The sequence below is a fragment of the Nonomuraea sp. CA-143628 genome, assembly GCF_050942315.1.
Taxonomy (GTDB): domain Bacteria; phylum Actinomycetota; class Actinomycetes; order Streptosporangiales; family Streptosporangiaceae; genus Nonomuraea.
Map to the genome: position 1 here is coordinate 971,217 of NZ_CP192072.1, position 17,867 is coordinate 989,083.

A 17,867-nucleotide genomic window follows, 5' to 3' on the forward strand; every position below is an offset into this window, starting at 1 on the left:
GGAACGTGATGACGCGGAGGACCTCGCGGAGGGGGATCCAGCCGTGGCTGAAGCGCGCGCTGAAACGGACGTCTATGTAGTCGAGCCGTTGCTGCCCCAGCGCCTGCGCCGGCCCTCCGACCTGCTGCGTTTCTTCACCACGCTGCTCGTGCTCGCCGCCGTCGTCCTCATCGCCCTGGTCGCCAAGCAGACGCTCAACGGCCTCGAAGCGGACGTCAAAGAAGGCACCACCCTCGTCCCCGATCTGCTCAGCCGCGTGGCGTCGTTCCTGGGCGGCGCGGCCGTGCTCATCGTGCCGGTGGCCTTCGCCGTCGAGCGCGTCTTCCACCGCGACGGCCTGCGGGTGGCCGAGGGCCTGATCGCCGCGATCATCGGCATGGTCGGCTCCTTCCTGCTCGGCCAGTGGCTGATCGGGGGCAGCGTCGAGGACCTGCGCATGCTGCTGACCGGCGGGCGTTCCATCGAGCCGCTCAACACGCTGCTCACCTCGGTGGTCGCCTACACCACCGCCGTACGCATCTCGCGCCGTCCCACCTGGCGCATGCTCATGTGGACGGTGATCGCGCTCGACATCTTCGCGCTCTTCTCCGCCAGGCAGATCACGCTGCCGGGCGCGATCGTGCCCGTCCTGGTCGGCATGGCCGTGGGCTACGGCACCCTGTACGGCGTGGGCAGCCCCAACACCCGGCCGCCCGGCAACGCGGTCATCGCCGCGCTCCGCAAGCTCTCCTTCTCCCCGCAGACGGCCCGCCGCATCGAGGACGACCACCAGGGCAGCCGCCGCTACGCCATCGGACTCAAAGACGGCAGCAGCCTCGACGTCACCGTGCTCGACCGCGACCGGCAGGTCGCCGGTCTGCCGTACCGGCTCTGGCGGCGGATCCGGCTCAACTCGGAGACCAGGCGCCGGGCGATCAGATCGCTCCGCGCCGAGCTGGAGCGCGAGGCGCTCATGGCCTACGCCGCGCAGGCGGCCGGCGCGAGCACGCCACGTCTGCTCGGCACCAGCGAGATCGGCACCGAGGCCGCGCTACTCGCCTACGAGCACCTCGAAAGCCGCCCGCTCGACGACGTGCCCGACGCCGACATCGACGACGCCCTGCTCGCCCAGATCTGGGAGCAGGTCGCGCTGCTGCAGATCCAGCGGCTCGCCCACCGGCGGCTGACCGGCGACAGCATCCACCTCGACCGGGCCGGCCGGGTCGTGCTCACCGACGCCCGCAGCGGCGAGATCGCGGCCGGCGACCTGTTGCTCCGGCTCGACGTCGCGCAGCTGCTCACCTATCTGGCGCTGCGCGTCGGCGCCGAGCGTTCCGTACGGGCCGCCGCCGCCGTCATGGGGTCCGACGCGCTGGCCGCCGCGATGCCGCTGCTCCAGCGCATCGCCCTCACCCGCGAGACCCGCTCGGCGCTGTCGAAGGACAAGGGCATGCTCGGCGAGCTGCGCGAGCACATCGTGGCGCTCAAGCCGCAGGGCAAGGTCGAGGAGATCCGGCTGGAGCGGTTCCGGCCGCGCACGCTGGTCACGATGATCGCCAGCACGCTGGCCGCCTACTTCCTGCTGTCGCAGCTCAGCCAGGTCAACGTCGTGCACGTGGTGACCACCGCCAACTGGGCCTGGTCGGTGCTGGCGCTGGCCGCCTCGTTCGTCAGTTTCGTGGCCGCCGCGCTGATGCTCAGGGGCTTCGTACCCGAGCATCTACCGCTCTGGCGCACGGTCCTCGTCCAGTTCGCGGCCTCGTTCGTCAAGCTCGTCACGCCCGCCGCCGTCGGCGGCGTGGCGATCAACACGCGCTACCTGCAGAAGCGCGGCATCTCGCCCGCGCTCGCGGTGGCCAGCGTGGGCGCCTCGCAGCTCAGCATGATGGTCTTCCACATCGCGCTCCTGCTGCTGTTCGCCTACATCACCGGGTCCAACACCGCCACCGCGTTCAGCCCGTCCCGTGGGCTGGTCGTGGTGATGCTGTCGGTCGCGGTGCTGGTCGTGGTGCTGTTCGGGGTGCCGCCGCTGCGCCGGTTCATCACCGGGCGGATGCACAAGCTGTTCGCCAACGTGCTGCCCAGGCTGCTCGACGTGCTGCAGTCGCCGCGCAAGATGATCGAGGCCTGCGTCGGCACCCTGATGATCACGATCGCCTTCGTCGTCTGCCTCGACGCCTGCGTCGAGGCCTTCGGCGGCGACATCAGCTTCACTGCCGTCGCCGTCGTCTACCTCACGGCCAACGCGATCGGCTCGGCCGCGCCCACACCTGGTGGCCTGGGCGCGGTCGAGGCGTCGCTCACCGTGGGCCTGACCGTGGCCGGGCTGCCCGCCGAGCTGGCCACGTCGGCCGTCCTGCTGCACCGGCTGCTCACGTTCTGGCTGCCGGTGCTGCCCGGCTGGGCGGCCTTCACCTACCTCCAGCGGCACGAAGCTCTATGACCTTGTCGATGGCGTCGAGCTCGTCCTGAGTGAACGCCGGGCCGTCGACGCAGGCCACGTTGTCCTCCAGCTGCTTCACGCTGCTCGCGCCGATCAGCACGCTGGTCACCCGCGAGTCCCTGACCGCCCACGACAACGCCATCTGCGCCAGCGACTGGCCGCGCGTCTTGGCGATCTCGTTGAGGTCGCGCGCCAGGTCGCGGTCGATCCGGTCGGCGCTCAGGAACCGGCTGGTCGCCGCCCGCGAGTCGTCGGGGACGCCGTCGAGATAGCGGTCGGTCAGCAGCCCCTGGGCGAGCGGTGAGTAGACGATGCACCCCATGCCCGCCTCCTCCAGCACGTCGAGCAGCCCGTCCTCGATCCAGCGGTTGATCATCGAGTAGGACGGCTGGTGGATGAGCAGCGGCGTGCCCAGCTCCCTCATGATCCGCGCGGCCTGCGCCGTCTGCTCGGCGGAGTAGTTGGAGATCCCCGCGTACAGCGCCTTGCCCGAGCGCACCGCCCGGTCCAGCGCGCCCATCGTCTCCTCCAGCGGCGTCTCGGGATCGGGCCGGTGGCTGTAGAAGATGTCGACGTAGTCGAGCCCCATCCGCTCCAGCGACTGGTCGAGGCTGGCGAGCACGTATTTGCGCGAACCCCACTCGCCGTACGGCCCCGGCCACATGTCGTAGCCGGCCTTGGTGGAGATGATCAGCTCGTCCCGGTAACGGGTGAAGTCCTCGCGGAAGATCCCGCCGAAGTTGCGCTCCGCCGAGCCGTACGGCACGCCGTAGTTGTTGGCCAGGTCGAAGTGCGTGACGCCCAGGTCGAATGCCCGCCGCAGGATCGCCCGCGAGTTGTCGATCGGCCGGTTGTCACCGAAGTTGTGCCAGAGGCCGAGCGAGACGGCAGGCAGCTTGAGGCCGCTGCGCCCGCTGCGGTTGTACGGCTGGCGCTCGTAACGGTCGTCGTCCGGCTGGTAGGTCATGAGGTGCCTCTCTCGATGATCCAGGAGAGCGCGAAGGCCTCTTCGCGCCAAACGTCATAGCGCCCGCTCCGGCCGCCGTGACCCGCGCCCATCTCCGTCTTGAGCAGGAACGGACCGCCACCGGCCGTGGCTCGGAGCCTAGCGATCCACTTCGCGGGCTCGTGATAGAGCACCCGGGTATCGTTCAGGCTGGTGATCGCGAGAATCGGCGGGTACGGGCGATCGTCGACGTTCTCGTACGGTGTGTAGCTCTTCATGTAGGCGTAGACGTCGGCGTTGTGCAGGGGATCACCCCACTCGTCCCATTCGATCACCGTCAGCGGCAGCGACGGGTCGAGGATGGTGTTGAGCGCGTCGACGAACGGCACCTCGGCCACCACGCCCGCGAACTCCTCCGGCGCCAGGTTCGTCACCGCGCCCATCAGCAGGCCGCCGGCCGAGCCGCCCCTGGCGACGATCCGCTCGCTCCAGCCCGACGCCTTCAGGTGTCTGGCCGCCGCGACGAAGTCGGTGAAGGTGTTCTTCTTCTTGGTGAGCTTGCCCTCCTCGTACCACCGACGGCCCATTTCGCCGCCGCCCCTGATGTGCGCCACGGCGAAGATGAAACCGCGGTCGAGCAGGGACAGCCTGGGGACCGAGAAACCGGGGTCGATGGAGGTCTCGTAGCTGCCGTAGCCGTAGAGAACAGTGGGGGCGGGCCTGGCGGTGTCCTTGCGCTTGACGAGGGAGATCGGGACCCTGGTGCCGTCCTCGGCGACGGCCCACTCACGGAACTGCTCGTAGTCGGCCGGGTCGTAACCGCCCAGGACGGGACGCTGCTTGAGCAGGATCAGCTCGTGAGTGGCCAGGTCGTAGTCGTAGACGCTGGCCGGGGTGATCATGCTGGTGTAGGCGAGCCGGAGCCTGCCGGTGCTGAACTCCGGGTTGCCCGCCGGCCCGACGTCGTAGAGCGGCTCAGGGAACTCGATCTCGTACTCGTCGCCCCCCTTCGGGAGGACGCGGATGCCGGTCAGCCCGTCGCGGCGGAAGTGGACGACGGCGTGCCCGGCGAACGCGTCGATCTCCAGGAGCCGGGTGTCCGCGCTGTGGGCGATCACCGGAGTCCAGGTGCCGGGAGCGTCGAGCGGGGCGGTGGCCAGCTCGAAGTTCTCGGCGTTCTCGTTGTGGAGCACGTAGAAGAAGTCGCCGGCGTGCTCGATGCCGTACTCGACACCGGCCTTCCTGGGACGGACGACCTGGAACTCGCCCGTCGGATCGGTGGCGTCGAGGATGCGCACCTCGCTGGTGATCTTGCTCCCGGCGCCGAGCACGAGGTACTTCTCGCTGCGGGTGAGCCCGATCCCGACCCAGTAGCGCTCGTCCGTCTCCTCGTAGACCAGCACGTCGTCCGGCGAGCCGAGCGTGTGCCGGTAGACCTGGAAGGGGCGCCAGGCGTCGTCGACGCGCGTGTAGAAGAACGCCGACCCGTCGGCCGACCAGGTGCCACCGTAGAAGACGTCCTCGATCTCGTCGTCGAGCAGCTCGCCGGTCTCCAGGCTCCTGAACCTCAGAGTGAAGCGCTCGTCGCCCTTGTAGTCGGTGGAGTAGGCCAGCATCGTCCCGTCGGACGTGATGGCGCTGGTGCCGAGGGAGAAGAACGCGCTGTCGCCCGCCAGCTCGTTGCCGTCGAGGATGACCTGCTCCCGGTCGAGACGCTCGCCAGGGGTGACCGCGGGCGGGGTCTCGCCGTCGGCGGGCACGCGGCAGGAGACGGCGTACTGCTTGCCCTCCTCTGTCCGGCTGAAGTACCACCACTCGCCCTTGCGGCTCGGCACCGACAGGTCGGTCTCCTGGGTGCGGCCCTTGATCTCCTGGAAGACCTGCTCCTGGAGATCGCCGAGATGAGCGGTCTGCTCCTTGAGGAACGCGTTCTCCGCCTCCAGGTAGGCGATCGTGTCGGGATCGTCCTTATTGGTGAGCCAGGCGTACTCGTCGATCACGGTGTCGCCGTGATGGGTGCGCTCAGTCGGTGACTTCTTCGCCAGCGGCGGTGTTTTGCTACTCACGTGGGGAGTCTATGTTCCGGGCCGTGATCGTTCTGTGGCCTCCCATCGGTGTGAAGGCGTCTCGAGTGGTCGGGGGCGCTGCTAATCTTTAGAAGTCGCCAGGTGCGGCGCAACCAACCTCCTCCACTCCGGTGGCTTTGACGTGGGTTGTGTTGTGCTTGGTGGCAGTCGCTTCGATTCGCTACCCGGTCTACGGGATGGTAAATTGAAGAGGCGGTCGAAATTCCAAGCAAGTCCGGTCAATTTGACACAAAAACGGACTGGTGAAAGAATAGAGACACAACGGAAAACGAAATGAACGCCTCTCGCAGGTTGGGGAGTACGCGTCCGTTTCTTGAGAACTCAACAGTGTGTTAAAAGCCAGTGCATGATGCACAACCCCGTCATGTCTGCGCCTTTATGGTGTGGATGTGGTGGATTCCTTTTATATGGTTGGGATTTCTTTCCCTTCAGACATTGTTTGGAGAGTTTGATCCTGGCTCAGGACGAACGCTGGCGGCGTGCTTAACACATGCAAGTCGAGCGGAAAGGCCCTTCGGGGTACTCGAGCGGCGAACGGGTGAGTAACACGTGAGTAACCTGCCCCTGACTCTGGGATAAGCCCGGGAAACTGGGTCTAATACCGGATACGACCGCCTCCGGCATCGGATGGTGGTGGAAAGTTTTTTCGGTTGGGGATGGGCTCGCGGCCTATCAGCTTGTTGGTGGGGTAGTGGCCTACCAAGGCGACGACGGGTAGCCGGCCTGAGAGGGCGACCGGCCACACTGGGACTGAGACACGGCCCAGACTCCTACGGGAGGCAGCAGTGGGGAATATTGCGCAATGGGCGGAAGCCTGACGCAGCGACGCCGCGTGGGGGATGACGGCCTTCGGGTTGTAAACCTCTTTCAGCAGGGACGAAGTTGACGTGTACCTGCAGAAGAAGCGCCGGCTAACTACGTGCCAGCAGCCGCGGTAATACGTAGGGCGCAAGCGTTGTCCGGAATTATTGGGCGTAAAGAGCTCGTAGGTGGCTGGTCGCGTCTGCCGTGAAAGCCCGCAGCTTAACTGCGGGTCTGCGGTGGATACGGGCCGGCTAGAGGTAGGTAGGGGCAAGTGGAATTCCTGGTGTAGCGGTGAAATGCGCAGATATCAGGAGGAACACCGGTGGCGAAGGCGGCTTGCTGGGCCTTACCTGACGCTGAGGAGCGAAAGCGTGGGGAGCGAACAGGATTAGATACCCTGGTAGTCCACGCTGTAAACGTTGGGCGCTAGGTGTGGGGATCTTCCACGATCTCCGTGCCGGAGCTAACGCATTAAGCGCCCCGCCTGGGGAGTACGGCCGCAAGGCTAAAACTCAAAGGAATTGACGGGGGCCCGCACAAGCGGCGGAGCATGTTGCTTAATTCGACGCAACGCGAAGAACCTTACCAAGGTTTGACATCACCCGGAAACGTGCAGAGATGTGCGCCTCTTCGGACTGGGTGACAGGTGGTGCATGGCTGTCGTCAGCTCGTGTCGTGAGATGTTGGGTTAAGTCCCGCAACGAGCGCAACCCTTGTTCCATGTTGCCAGCACGCTCCTTCGGGGGTGGTGGGGACTCATGGGAGACTGCCGGGGTCAACTCGGAGGAAGGTGGGGATGACGTCAAGTCATCATGCCCCTTATGTCTTGGGCTGCAAACATGCTACAATGGCCGGTACAGAGGGCTGCTAAACCGTGAGGTGGAGCGAATCCCTAAAAGCCGGTCTCAGTTCGGATTGGGGTCTGCAACTCGACCCCATGAAGTCGGAGTCGCTAGTAATCGCAGATCAGCAACGCTGCGGTGAATACGTTCCCGGGCCTTGTACACACCGCCCGTCACGTCACGAAAGTCGGCAACACCCGAAGCCCGTGGCCCAACCAGCTTGCTGGGGGGAGCGGTCGAAGGTGGGGCTGGCGATTGGGACGAAGTCGTAACAAGGTAGCCGTACCGGAAGGTGCGGCTGGATCACCTCCTTTCTAAGGAGCACCGATCGGATGACGGAAGTCATCGATCTACGCTGTGCCTGCGAGCGAACGTCTCGCACACGGCAAGCTCATTAGTGGAGCACTGGCTACTCAACCGGTTCCGGTCTTCCGGGCCGTTGGTACCGCCGCTGGAGACAGCGGAGTGGGAAGACGCGTCCTGAGACGATCTGAACTGGTTGGACACACTGTTGGGTCCTGAGGAAACGGACCTGGGACTGCGACCGCATCCCACCACCCACGCCAGTGGTTGCCCGCAAGGGCCTGACCTCCTGGCGCCGGGTCGGCGGGGTGGGACGTCGGCGGAAGTCGGCGCCCTTGAGCGGTGGGCAGTCCCGTGGTTTGTGGATACCTCATGCAGGGCCGCCTTCTGTCACATCGCATCGATCCTTCTCCCTCCAGGGGGAGCGGGGTGGTTGGTCTGGTGGCGGGTGGGGTTGGTTGCTGTTTGTTGTTTGAGATTTGCATAGTGGACGCGAGCATCTTTGTGGCCAAGTTTTTTAGGGCACACGGTGGATGCCTTGGCATCAGGAGCCGATGAAGGACGTGGGAGGCTGCGTTAAGCCTCGGGGAGTCGCCAACCAGACGTTGATCCGGGGATGTCCGAATGGGGAAACCTAGCACCAGTCATGTGGTGTTGCCTCCGCCTGAATGTATAGGGCGGTTGGTGGTAACGCGGGGAAGTGAAACATCTCAGTACCCGTAGGAAGAGAAAACAAGAGTGATTCCGTGAGTAGTGGTGAGCGAAAGCGGATGAGGCTAAACCGGGCGTGTGTGATAGCCGGCAGGCGTTGCATGTCCGGGGTCGTGGGACCCTCTTAAGGGAGCTGCCGCTTTCTTGGACAGTGATAAATCGATGGGTTAGTCGAAGCCTCTGGGAAGGGGCGCCGTAGACCGTGAGAGCCGGGTAGGCGAAAATCTGTCGACTGTTTGAGGGGATCCCAAGTAGCACGGGGCCCGAGAAATCCTGTGTGAATCTGCCAGGACCACCTGGTAAGCCTAAATACTCCCTGGTGACCGATAGTGCACGAGTACCGTGAGGGAAAGGTGAAAAGTGCCCCGGTGAGGGGTCGTGAAATAGTACCTGAAACCGTGTGCCTACAAGCCGTAGGAGCTTACATCAGCTTGCTGGTGTGTGATGTGACTGCGTGCCTTTTGAAGAATGAGCCTGCGAGTTATGGTGTGTGGCGAGGTTAACCCGTGTGGGGGAGCCGTAGCGAAAGCGAGTCTGAAGAGGGCGTTTGAGTCGCATGCTGTAGACCCGAAGCGGAGTGATCTACGCATGGGCAGGTTGAAGCTCAGGTAAGACTGGGTGGAGGACCGAACCCACCAGGGTTGAAAACCTGGGGGATGATCTGTGTGTAGGGGTGAAAGGCCAATCAAACTCCGTGATAGCTGGTTCTCCCCGAAATGCATTTAGGTGCAGCGTCGCGTGTTTCTTGCCGGAGGTAGAGCACTGGATGGCTGATGGGCCCGACAAGGTTACTGACGTCAGCCAAACTCCGAATGCCGGTAAGTGAGAGCGTGGCAGTGAGACTGCGGGCGATAAGGTTCGTAGTCGAGAGGGAAACAGCCCAGATCACCGACTAAGGCCCCTAAGCGTGTGCTAAGTGGGAAAGGATGTGGAGTCGCAGAGACAACCAGGAGGTTGGCTTAGAAGCAGCCACCCTTGAAAGAGTGCGTAATAGCTCACTGGTCAAGTGATTCCGCGCCGACAATGTAGCGGGGCTCAAGTACACCGCCGAAGTCGTGGCATTGATGCAGATTCGTCTGTGTTGATGGGTAGGGGAGCGTCGTGCAGCCGGTGAAGCAGCGGAGTGATCCAGTTGTGGAGGCTGTGCGAGTGAGAATGCAGGCATGAGTAGCGAATCGAGGGTGAGAAACCCTCGCGCCGGATGACCAAGGGTTCCTGGGGCAGGCTAATCCGCCCAGGGTAAGTCGGGACCTAAGGCGAGGCCGACAGGCGTAGTCGATGGACAACGGGTTGATATTCCCGTACCCGCTTCAATGCGCCCATATCGAACCTCGTGATGCTAAGAGTCCTTAAGTCCTCTGATGTCCTTCGGGACTAGGGGTGAGGCTGAACGCTCGATCCGATCGGGTAGTAGGTAAGCGATGGGGTGACGCAGGAAGGTAGTCCAGCCCAGGCGATGGTTGTCCTGGGGTAAGCATGTAGGGAGTGAGGTAGGCAAATCCGCCTCGCATGAATCCTGAGATGTGATGCCGAGCCGATTGTGGTGAAGTGGATGATCCTATGCTGCCGAGAAAAGCCTCTAGTGAGTGTTGTGGCGGCCCGTACCCTAAACCGACTCAGGTGGTCAGGTAGAGAATACTAAGGCGATCGGGTGAACTGCGGTTAAGGAACTCGGCAAATTGCCCCCGTAACTTCGGGAGAAGGGGGACCTCTGCTGGTGATCAGGCTAGCTCTGTGAGCTGGTGGGGGTCGCAGTGGCCAGGGGGAAGCGACTGTTTACTAAAAACACAGGTCCGTGCGAAGTCGTAAGACGATGTATACGGACTGACGCCTGCCCGGTGCCGGAACGTTAAGGGGACTGCTTAGCCGACGTAAGTTGGCGAAGGTGAGAACTTAAGCGCCGGTAAACGGCGGTGGTAACTATAACCATCCTAAGGTAGCGAAATTCCTTGTCGGGTAAGTTCCGACCTGCACGAATGGCGTAACGACTTCCCCGCTGTCTCAACCGCAGACCCGGCGAAATTGCACTACGAGTAAAGATGCTCGTTACGCGCAGCAGGACGGAAAGACCCCGGGACCTTCACTACAGCTTGACATTGGCGTTTGGAGCGTCTTGTGTAGGATAGGTGGGAGACTGGGAAGCTCGGACGCTAGTTCGGGTGGAGTCATTGGTGAAATACCACTCTGGTCGTTTTGAACGTCTAACTCTGGTCCGTGATCCGGATCGGGGACAGTGTCTGGTGGGTAGTTTAACTGGGGCGGTTGCCTCCTAAAGGGTAACGGAGGCGCCCAAAGGTTCCCTCAGCCTGGTTGGCAATCAGGTGTTGAGTGTAAGTGCACAAGGGAGCTTGACTGTGAGACTGACGGGTCGAGCAGGAGCGAAAGCTGGGACTAGTGATCCGGCATCGGCGTGTGGAAGCGGTGTCGCTCAACGGCTAAAAGGTACCCCGGGGATAACAGGCTGATCTTCCCCAAGAGTCCATATCGACGGGATGGTTTGGCACCTCGATGTCGGCTCGTCGCATCCTGGGGCTGGAGTAGGTCCCAAGGGTTGGGCTGTTCGCCCATTAAAGCGGTACGCGAGCTGGGTTTAGAACGTCGCGAGACAGTTCGGTCCCTATCCGCTGCGCGCGCAGGAGACTTGAAAGGGGCTGTCCCTAGTACGAGAGGACCGGGACGGACGAACCTCTGGTGTGCCAGTTGTACCGCCAGGTGCACGGCTGGTTGGCTACGTTCGGAAGGGATAACCGCTGAAAGCATCTAAGCGGGAAGCTCGCCTTGAGATGAGGTCTCCCACCATGAGAGTGGGTAAGGCTCCCGGTAGACGACCGGGTTGATAGGCCGGAGGTGGAAGCACGGTAACGTGTGGAGCTGACCGGTACTAATAGGCCGAGGACTTGACCACAAAGCATCTTGCTCGCGTCCACTATGTGATTCTGAAACAGCAAACGCGTGTGTGTTTGACAGTTTCATAGGGTTACGGCGGTTATGGCGGGAAGGAAACACCCGGTTACATTCCGAACCCGGAAGTTAAGCTTCCCAGCGCCGATGGTACTGCACTCGGGAGGGTGTGGGAGAGTAGGTCACCGCCGGACAATCTTTGGTTACGGGAAAGGGCTCCACGCTTGTGGGGCCCTTTTTCGCGTTATGGGGTCAGGCTCCGTTCTCGGGCTTCGCGCCGTTCTCGGGCCTGGAGAGTTCGGCTCGCACGAGGCGGCCTGGAGACGGCCTGCTGGAAGGACAGTGAAGGCGTGAGGAGGGCGGCCGACGACAACGCGGCTTCCCGCTCAGGCGTTGGCGCTCCTCGGCCGTAACGTGGTGACGCATCCGGACGCCACCGCATCCGGCAACTGGGCTAGCGCGGCGTGACGAGGCCGGCTTCGTAGGCGGCGATGACGAGTTGGGCGCGGTCTCGGGCCTGCAGTTTGGCCAGCAGGCGACTGATATGCGTCCTCACGGTCCCAGGACTCACTTGGAGCTGGGCACTCAGCTCGGCGTTGGACAGTCCGTGGGCGATGAGGGTGAGCACCTCGCGCTCCCGATCTGTCAACTTGTCGAGCCCGCGGAAGACCGGCTGGGCCGGCCGCCGGACGAACTCCGCGATCAATCGCGTGGTAACGCTCGGCGCGAGCAGTGTCTCGCCCGACGCGACCACCCGAATCGCCTTCAGAAGATCGTCGGGAGGTGCGTCCTTGAGCAGGAATCCGCTGGCGCCCGCTCGCAGCGCCGAATAGACGTACTCATCGAGGTCGAACGTGGTCAAGATGAGCACCCGGGTATCGCCGACGATCTGCTTGGTCGCGGTGATGCCATCCATCTCCGGCATCCGGACGTCCATGAGCACCACATCGGGTGACTCCGTCCGCACAAGAGCCACCGCCTGCTGTCCGTCGGCCGCTTCCCCGACCACAGTGAGATCGTCCTCCGAGTCGATCAGCAAACGGAAGCTGCCGCGCAGCAGTGCCTGATCGTCGGCGACGAGCACTCGAATCAAGAGATCTCCCACAACGCGCCCACCGTCAGCGGGCTCGGCCTGATCCGCTGGACACTGTCCCAGTCGACTGCGCCTTCTGTCTTTATGCCACCCAACACCACGGATACCGACGTACGCTTCAACACCACGGTACCGACGTACGCTCACGATCTAATGTTGCGCACACCATGACGAACCAACCCCTGACGCTCGCGCACAGATCGGGATGGTCCGGCAAACGGTGGGAGCGCGGTCGAAGGCAGGTGGCGGGCACTGCGGTTACCAGCTGATACGGTCCTTCCACTGCCGACTTGCCGCCCCTCGCCGGGACACTCCCCACAGATCCGCCGCCGTCGCGGGACATCGCCATCTTCGAGCAGCGTTGCACGGGAGTGGCGAAACTTTCCAGAGCCCAAGCACGCTGAGGGGGCGGCGCCGCCCGGGCATGGCGCCGTCCACGATATGTCCCGAAGACCCGACGCGAGGCGGAGCCGTACCACGATATGTCCCGAAGACCCGACGCGAGGCGGAGCCGTACGTCGGGATATCTGGTGACCGGCGTGAGCCGGGGAGATGACGTCCCGCAGAGCGGTGTAGTTTCCCATCCGTTCAGCCCTGTTCGCCCACGTAGGGAAACACACAACGAGATCGTTGATCCACCACTGAATGGGACACCACCGAGCCGCAGGGCGGTCAGCGGAGCTGTGCGCTGGAATTTCTGGTGATCGGTGTGAGCCGGGGCGGTCAGTGGAGCTGTGCGTCGGGATCTCTGACGACCGGCGTGAGCTGGGGCAGTCAAGCGATCTCCCATGATGCGTACACGCCGAACCCGCTCCCTGGCAGAGGTCCGGCCTCGAACGTGCCGCCGTGGAGCATGGCTCGTTCACGCATCCCCGTGAGACCGTGTCCGCCCGCCACGCCTGGCAGGCGTCGCTGCCCCGGCCCGTCGTCGACGACGGAGATGCTCAACGTTCCATCCACCACCGACACGCTGGCCTGGCAATGGGCGGGAGCGGCGTGCCTGACGACGTTGGTGATCGCCTCTTGCACGATGCGGTAGACGGATAATTCCATGCTGTCGGGCACGGCCCCGCTCATCGAGAGGTCGACGCGCACGCCGGCCTCGGCTGCCCGGTGTGCCAGCGACGGAAGGTCGGCGAGGCCGGGCAACGGCGCGTTGTCGGGTGTGCTGCTGGGTGCGCGCAGTGCGCCGAGGAACTGGCGCATCTCCACGAGCGAGCTGCGCCCGATCTCCTCGATGGCCCGTAACGCCTCGCGTCCTTCCTCCGGGTGCTTGTCCATGACCTTGGCCGCCACCCCCGCCTTGACTGTGATCATGCTCATCGAATGGGCGACTACGTCGTGCAGCTCGCGCACGATCCGCAGGCGCTCATCGAGCACAGCCCTCTCGGCCTGCCTCCCGGCCTCCCGGGCGGCGAACTCACGGCGGGTGCGCGCTGTCGTGCCGAGACTCCAGCTCGCCGTCAGGACGAGCCAGGCCATTCCGACGATGAAGACGGGGTCCGGCCATCGGTCCATCCGTGGTGCTGCGCTCATGGCCGAGGCCAGCATGGCGCCTCCCATGACGAGCAGGCCCGACACGAGGGCGATCGCCGAACGCCGTATGGGCCGGGTGCACGCCACAATGTAGACGGTCAGGGCCGCCACCATGACCGGCATCAGCCGGTTCACCTGCAGCGAGAGCACCAGGAGGCCGGCTAGGAGCGCACCGTAGTATGCGAACTCCGGCCAGATCCGCCGCACCGCCACAGGTATCACAAGTAGCCAGCAGCTCAACGCTGACGCGGTGCTCACTTCCAGGCTGGGATCCATCATGGACGCCAGCGCGAGCAGCACCGCGACAATGGTGTCGGCCAGAATGAGCAGCCGGTGCGAAGGCCGGCGGGCGAGCAGGTTCACGGCCCGACGTTATCGATGAACGAGCGCGGGCGAATCGGAGCACGGGCCGTCAGACCGTAGTCGTACTCCGCTCTCGCAGGCCTGCACCGTATGACCCTGGTCGGACAGGCAAGATCGGATCAGGCTCCGATGTGCGCACCCGCCGCCGTGCAGCATCGTGGCCCGCATGAATCGACGCGGACTCATCGCCTTGTGTCTCGCCGCCTGCCTCGCCGTGTCATTCGGCGGCATCGCGCTGGCCTCGGCGCGGGCGTATCGCCTTGTTTGGAAGGAGTGCGGGGACGGCTTGCGCTGCGCCGAGCTGGTCGTTCCCGTGGACTGGGCCGATCCGGGCGGGCCCAAGACCTCGGTACACGTGGCCAAACTGCCCGCGACAGGCACGAGCATGGGGCCACTGATCGTCAACTTCGGGGGTCCGGGCACCAGCACATCAATGCTCAGGCGGAAAGCCGGCCCCGACGCCCCACCGGAACTACCGGCACTGCTCAACGAGCTGCAGAGCCGGTTCGACGTCATCGCCATCGATCCGCGCGGGCTGTCCGAGCCCCAGAGCGGCAAGAGAGCGAGCTGCGCGGAGCCAGATGCGCCCATCTTCGGCCTGATCCTTGCGCGGACGAAGCAGGACTGGGACGCCCATGCAGCCAAGAACGCCGCCCATCAGGCAAGCTGCCGCAAAATGGCCAAGTCGGCGTGGTACGGCATGACGGCTTGGAATGTGGCACATGACATCGACGAGCTGCGCGCCGCACTCGGCCAGGACAAACTCATCTACGCGGGCAACTCGTACGGAACCGTCTACGCCCAGGCCTACCTGGAGCTGTTCCCGCAGCGCGTCGGTCGGATGTACTTCGACGGAACCGCCGATCACACCCAGCAGGAGTTCGAGTCCTGGATCCGCAACTACGCGCTCACGCAGGAGCGCCATCTCACCCGCTTCCGCGACTGGTGCGCCCGCCGCGCCGACTGCGCCCTGCGTGGCAGGGACGCCGGCAAGGCGTGGGACGAGCTCGTTGCCAGGGCGCGCCGCGCGCCACTGCCGGCGTCGGCCGACCGGACCGTGCATGAGGGGCAGCTGTACGCCGGCGCGGTCAAAGGCATGAATCCGGCGTACTGGCCCCAGCTCGCCACCGCCATCCGTAAGGCGCTCGACGGCGATGCCGGAGACTTCCTGACAAAGCTGGCGCCGGATCAGGGCGGCTCGTCCGTGAGCCAAGACTCCCTGTGCAACGACTTCATGCCGAAGTTGCCGACGTATGAGGAGTTCCAGGGCATCGAGGCCAGACTCCGTGAAATCGCACCGAGGTTCGGCTGGCTGGAGGGCCGCTTCGAGCTCGGGCGGTGCTGGGGGCGTAGCGGCGGCGCGTCCTGGGCGCCGCACCCGTTGCGCGTCAAGGACGTCCCACCGATCCTCTTCGCGATCGGGGAGCTCGACAACAACACCAACTATCTCGGGCAGCAGCACGTCGCCGAGCAGATTCCTTCCGCGCAGGTCCTGTGGCACGGCGACGGCCACGCGTCATGGGCGGCCAACATCTGCCTGCGGCGGCACGTCTTCACCTATCTGACAACGGGCGCGCTGCCCGCCCCGGGCACACGCTGCCCCGCCGAACGCATCCAACAGGTGGGAAAATGATCGAAGTCGCAGATCTGACGAAGGTGTACGGTTCCATGCGGGCGGTCTCGGGACTGACGTTCGACGTCAAGCCCGGACAGGTCACGGGCTTTCTCGGGCACAACGGGGCCGGCAAGTCCACCACTATGCGAGTGATCCTCGGCCTTCACACGCCCACGACGGGCAAGGCGTTGATCAACGGCGTCCGCAAGCGCGACCTTCAGGACCCCATGCGTCAGGTGGGTGCCATGCTCGACGCCGCCGAGGTGCAGGGCGGGCGGAGCGCGTTCGATCACCTCCAAGCGCTGGCGTATGCCGGCGGAATCGCGCGCGGCAGGGTCGTACAAGTTCTCGAGGAGGTCGGCCTGGCCGGAGCGGCGCGCAAGCGAATCGCCGGGTTCTCCCAGGGGATGCGGCAGCGCCTCGGCATCGCGGCGGCCTTGCTCGGTGACCCGGGCGTGCTCATTCTCGACGAGCCGGTCAACGGTCTCGACCCCGACGGCATCCGTTGGCTCAGGACGCTGCTGAGATCGCTGGCGGCCGAAGGGCGCACCGTCCTGCTGTCGAGCCATCTGATGACCGAGATGTCCCTCACCGCCGACCGGCTCATCATCATCGGCCACGGTCAGCTGATCGAGGACACCACGACAGCGGAGCTCCTGGCGCGCTTTCAAGGGGGCGTGCTGGTCCGATCGCCTCATGCGGACCGCTTGGCGCGGGTGCTCGAAGCTGCGGGGGCAACCGTGCGCCCCATGCAGGAGACGGGCGGGGGCTTCGCGCAGGAGACGGGCGTCCGCCGCATGCAGGAGACGGGCGGGGGCTTCGCGCAGGAGACGGGCGTCCGCCGCATGCAGGAGACAGGCATGGGCCTCGCGCAGGAGACGGGTGTGCCCGCCGCGAGCGAAACCGCCCCGTCTCCGGCCATCCCCTCGCAGATCGGGCTGCTGGTGTCCGGCTTGCCCGCGGCCACCATAGGTGACATCGCTCTGGCGAACGGCTGCGCTGTTCACGAGCTGGTACCGCGCCGGGCGTCGCTGGAAGAAGCCTTCATGGAGATAACCCAATGATCAACGTCGTCGCATCGGAATGGCTCAAGCTGCGCTCGCTCCGATCCACCTACTACGTCTTGGCGGCCACGCTCTCAGCCCTGGCGCTCAGTGGCTTCTCCGCCTTCGCGATCTCGCACTACTTCGACACCAACGGTTTCGGTGGGGAGCCCGTCGGCACCGGGATCAGCTTCAGCGCCGACATCACCCCCATACTCTTCGGCATGCTGGGCGTTCTCGCCATCTCCGGGGAGTACGGCACCGGCATGATCAGGCTGACGCTGACCACGATCCGGCGCCCGTGGATGCTCCTCCTGGCCAAGGCTGTCGTCTTGGCCGCCGTGGCCGCGGTGGCGGGACAGGTGCTGGCATTCGCCACATATTTCACCGCGCAGGCACTGGTAGGTGGACGCCCGATCGGCGCCTCGTTCTCCGAACCGGCCGCCCTGGCCGAGGTGCTGGCGACAAGCGCCGGGTCCGCTGTTGCCGCGGTGATGGGGTTGGGCCTGGCCACGATTCTGCGGTCGACACCGGGAGCGCTCATCGGGCTGGTCGCCCTCATGCTGGCCCCGACCGGGCTGGAGCGGTTCCTCCCCGCTCCTTGGAACGACTGGATGAGCTCACTGACGGTCCCATCGCTGACGAGGCAACTGGCCGGCGTTCCCGACTCCGGCGGCTTCGGCCCCGCCTCGGCCACCGCCATCCTCACGGGTTATGCCGTGATCTCCCTTCTGGCGGCGACCCTGGCGATCACCCGCCGCGACGCCTGACCGCAGCTGACCGTACTGATCGCCTTGTCGGAAGGAACCAACACGATCGAGACCGCATGGATCTTCCGTCCGGATCCTGCGGATCGACTGTCCGGACCGATCCTGCGCACCGACCGTCCGGATCCTGCGGACCGACCGTCCGGTCAAGCGGAGCGACAAGGTCCACGTCGACTTCAACTTCGTCTTCGACCGCAGCGGCGGCCGTTATCTGGAGTAGTCAAGCAAACTGGCTGGTCAGCGGCTTGAGGGCCGTTCAGGTGCGTAAGGCGAGTAGGTCGCTCGCGTTCGGTGCGCAGATGGATGGTCGAGAGGTCTATCAGCCGCGTGAAAAAGATCAATAACGTGGCGGAGTCGCGCAGCGGCCGAGCGGGAGGATCGCCTGCTCGGCCCGCCGTCATGATCGCTCATGTACGAGGCCATCATCACGTACA

Annotated in this window: 8 protein-coding genes and 3 rRNA genes; 7 read left to right on the top strand and 4 right to left on the bottom strand. The window is 64.6% G+C overall.

Going from position 1 to position 17,867, the window contains the following annotated elements; genetic code table 11:
* Window positions 1-43: 43 nt before the first annotated feature.
* A complete protein-coding gene (locus ACQP2T_RS04690; protein WP_433514960.1) occupies window positions 44-2,422 on the top strand; it encodes a lysylphosphatidylglycerol synthase transmembrane domain-containing protein in 2,379 nt (792 codons plus the stop codon).
* On the opposite strand, the gene mgrA is transcribed toward ACQP2T_RS04690, so the two are convergent.
* Together mgrA and ACQP2T_RS04700 are read right to left on the bottom strand one after the other, a co-directional pair.
* The gene (mgrA, locus tag ACQP2T_RS04695) at window positions 2,391-3,389 is read right to left on the bottom strand and encodes an L-glyceraldehyde 3-phosphate reductase (RefSeq protein ID WP_433514961.1); all 999 of its coding nucleotides are present in this window, start codon (window positions 3,387-3,389) and stop codon (window positions 2,391-2,393) included. The two genes, ACQP2T_RS04690 and mgrA, sit on opposite strands and share 32 nt — an antisense overlap.
* Complete coding sequence (locus tag ACQP2T_RS04700) at window positions 3,386-5,434, bottom strand: S9 family peptidase (protein ID WP_433514962.1); 2,049 nt, start codon at window positions 5,432-5,434, stop codon at window positions 3,386-3,388. The genes mgrA and ACQP2T_RS04700 overlap by 4 nt, the downstream gene beginning before the upstream one ends.
* Before the next feature lie 457 nt (window positions 5,435-5,891).
* Between ACQP2T_RS04700 and ACQP2T_RS04705 the strand changes: the two genes are divergently transcribed.
* From ACQP2T_RS04705 to rrf, 3 genes are all read left to right on the top strand, one after another.
* Window positions 5,892-7,415: ribosomal RNA gene (locus tag ACQP2T_RS04705) — 16S ribosomal RNA — on the top strand.
* 495 nt (window positions 7,416-7,910) lie between these two features.
* Window positions 7,911-11,020, top strand: a 23S ribosomal RNA gene (locus tag ACQP2T_RS04710).
* A 73-nt stretch (window positions 11,021-11,093) separates the two neighbouring features.
* A 5S ribosomal RNA gene (rrf, locus tag ACQP2T_RS04715) occupies window positions 11,094-11,210 on the top strand.
* Together the 16S, 23S and 5S rRNA genes form the textbook arrangement of a ribosomal RNA operon.
* A 260-nt stretch (window positions 11,211-11,470) precedes the next feature.
* Here rrf and ACQP2T_RS04720 read toward each other — a convergent pair.
* Window positions 11,471-12,109, bottom strand: coding sequence for a response regulator (locus ACQP2T_RS04720; RefSeq protein ID WP_433514963.1), 639 nt, complete (start codon window positions 12,107-12,109; stop codon window positions 11,471-11,473).
* 774 nt (window positions 12,110-12,883) lie between these two features.
* Complete coding sequence (locus ACQP2T_RS04725) at window positions 12,884-14,008, bottom strand: sensor histidine kinase (RefSeq protein ID WP_433514964.1); 1,125 nt, start codon at window positions 14,006-14,008, stop codon at window positions 12,884-12,886.
* A gap of 166 nt (window positions 14,009-14,174) precedes the next feature.
* On the opposite strand from ACQP2T_RS04725, the gene ACQP2T_RS04730 reads away from it, so the two are divergent.
* The 3 genes from ACQP2T_RS04730 to ACQP2T_RS04740 are packed head-to-tail and all read left to right on the top strand — an operon-like array spanning window position 14,175 to window position 17,436.
* The gene (locus tag ACQP2T_RS04730; RefSeq protein ID WP_433514965.1) at window positions 14,175-15,641 is read left to right on the top strand and encodes an alpha/beta fold hydrolase; all 1,467 of its coding nucleotides are present in this window, start codon (window positions 14,175-14,177) and stop codon (window positions 15,639-15,641) included.
* Window positions 15,638-16,687: an ABC transporter ATP-binding protein gene (locus ACQP2T_RS04735; RefSeq protein ID WP_433514966.1), complete on the top strand. Its 1,050-nt coding sequence runs from the start codon at window positions 15,638-15,640 to the stop codon at window positions 16,685-16,687. Before ACQP2T_RS04730 ends, ACQP2T_RS04735 begins: the two co-directional genes overlap by 4 nt.
* Window positions 16,684-17,436 carry a hypothetical protein gene (locus ACQP2T_RS04740; RefSeq protein ID WP_433514967.1) on the top strand — a complete coding sequence of 251 codons (753 nt, stop codon included), beginning with the start codon at window positions 16,684-16,686 and terminating at the stop codon, window positions 17,434-17,436. Before ACQP2T_RS04735 ends, ACQP2T_RS04740 begins: the two co-directional genes overlap by 4 nt.
* The last annotated feature ends 431 nt before the right edge of the window (window positions 17,437-17,867 follow it).

What these genes read in the sequence shown, in the direction of transcription:
- ACQP2T_RS04740 (WP_433514967.1), top strand. Translation starts at nt 16,684, where the DNA reads ATGATCAACGTCGTCGCATCGGAATGGCTCAAGCTGCGCTCGCTCCGA.
- mgrA (WP_433514961.1), bottom strand. Translation starts at nt 3,389, where the DNA reads ATGACCTACCAGCCGGACGACGACCGTTACGAGCGCCAGCCGTACAAC.
- ACQP2T_RS04735 (WP_433514966.1), top strand. Translation starts at nt 15,638, where the DNA reads ATGATCGAAGTCGCAGATCTGACGAAGGTGTACGGTTCCATGCGGGCG.
- ACQP2T_RS04730 (WP_433514965.1), top strand. Translation starts at nt 14,175, where the DNA reads ATGAATCGACGCGGACTCATCGCCTTGTGTCTCGCCGCCTGCCTCGCC.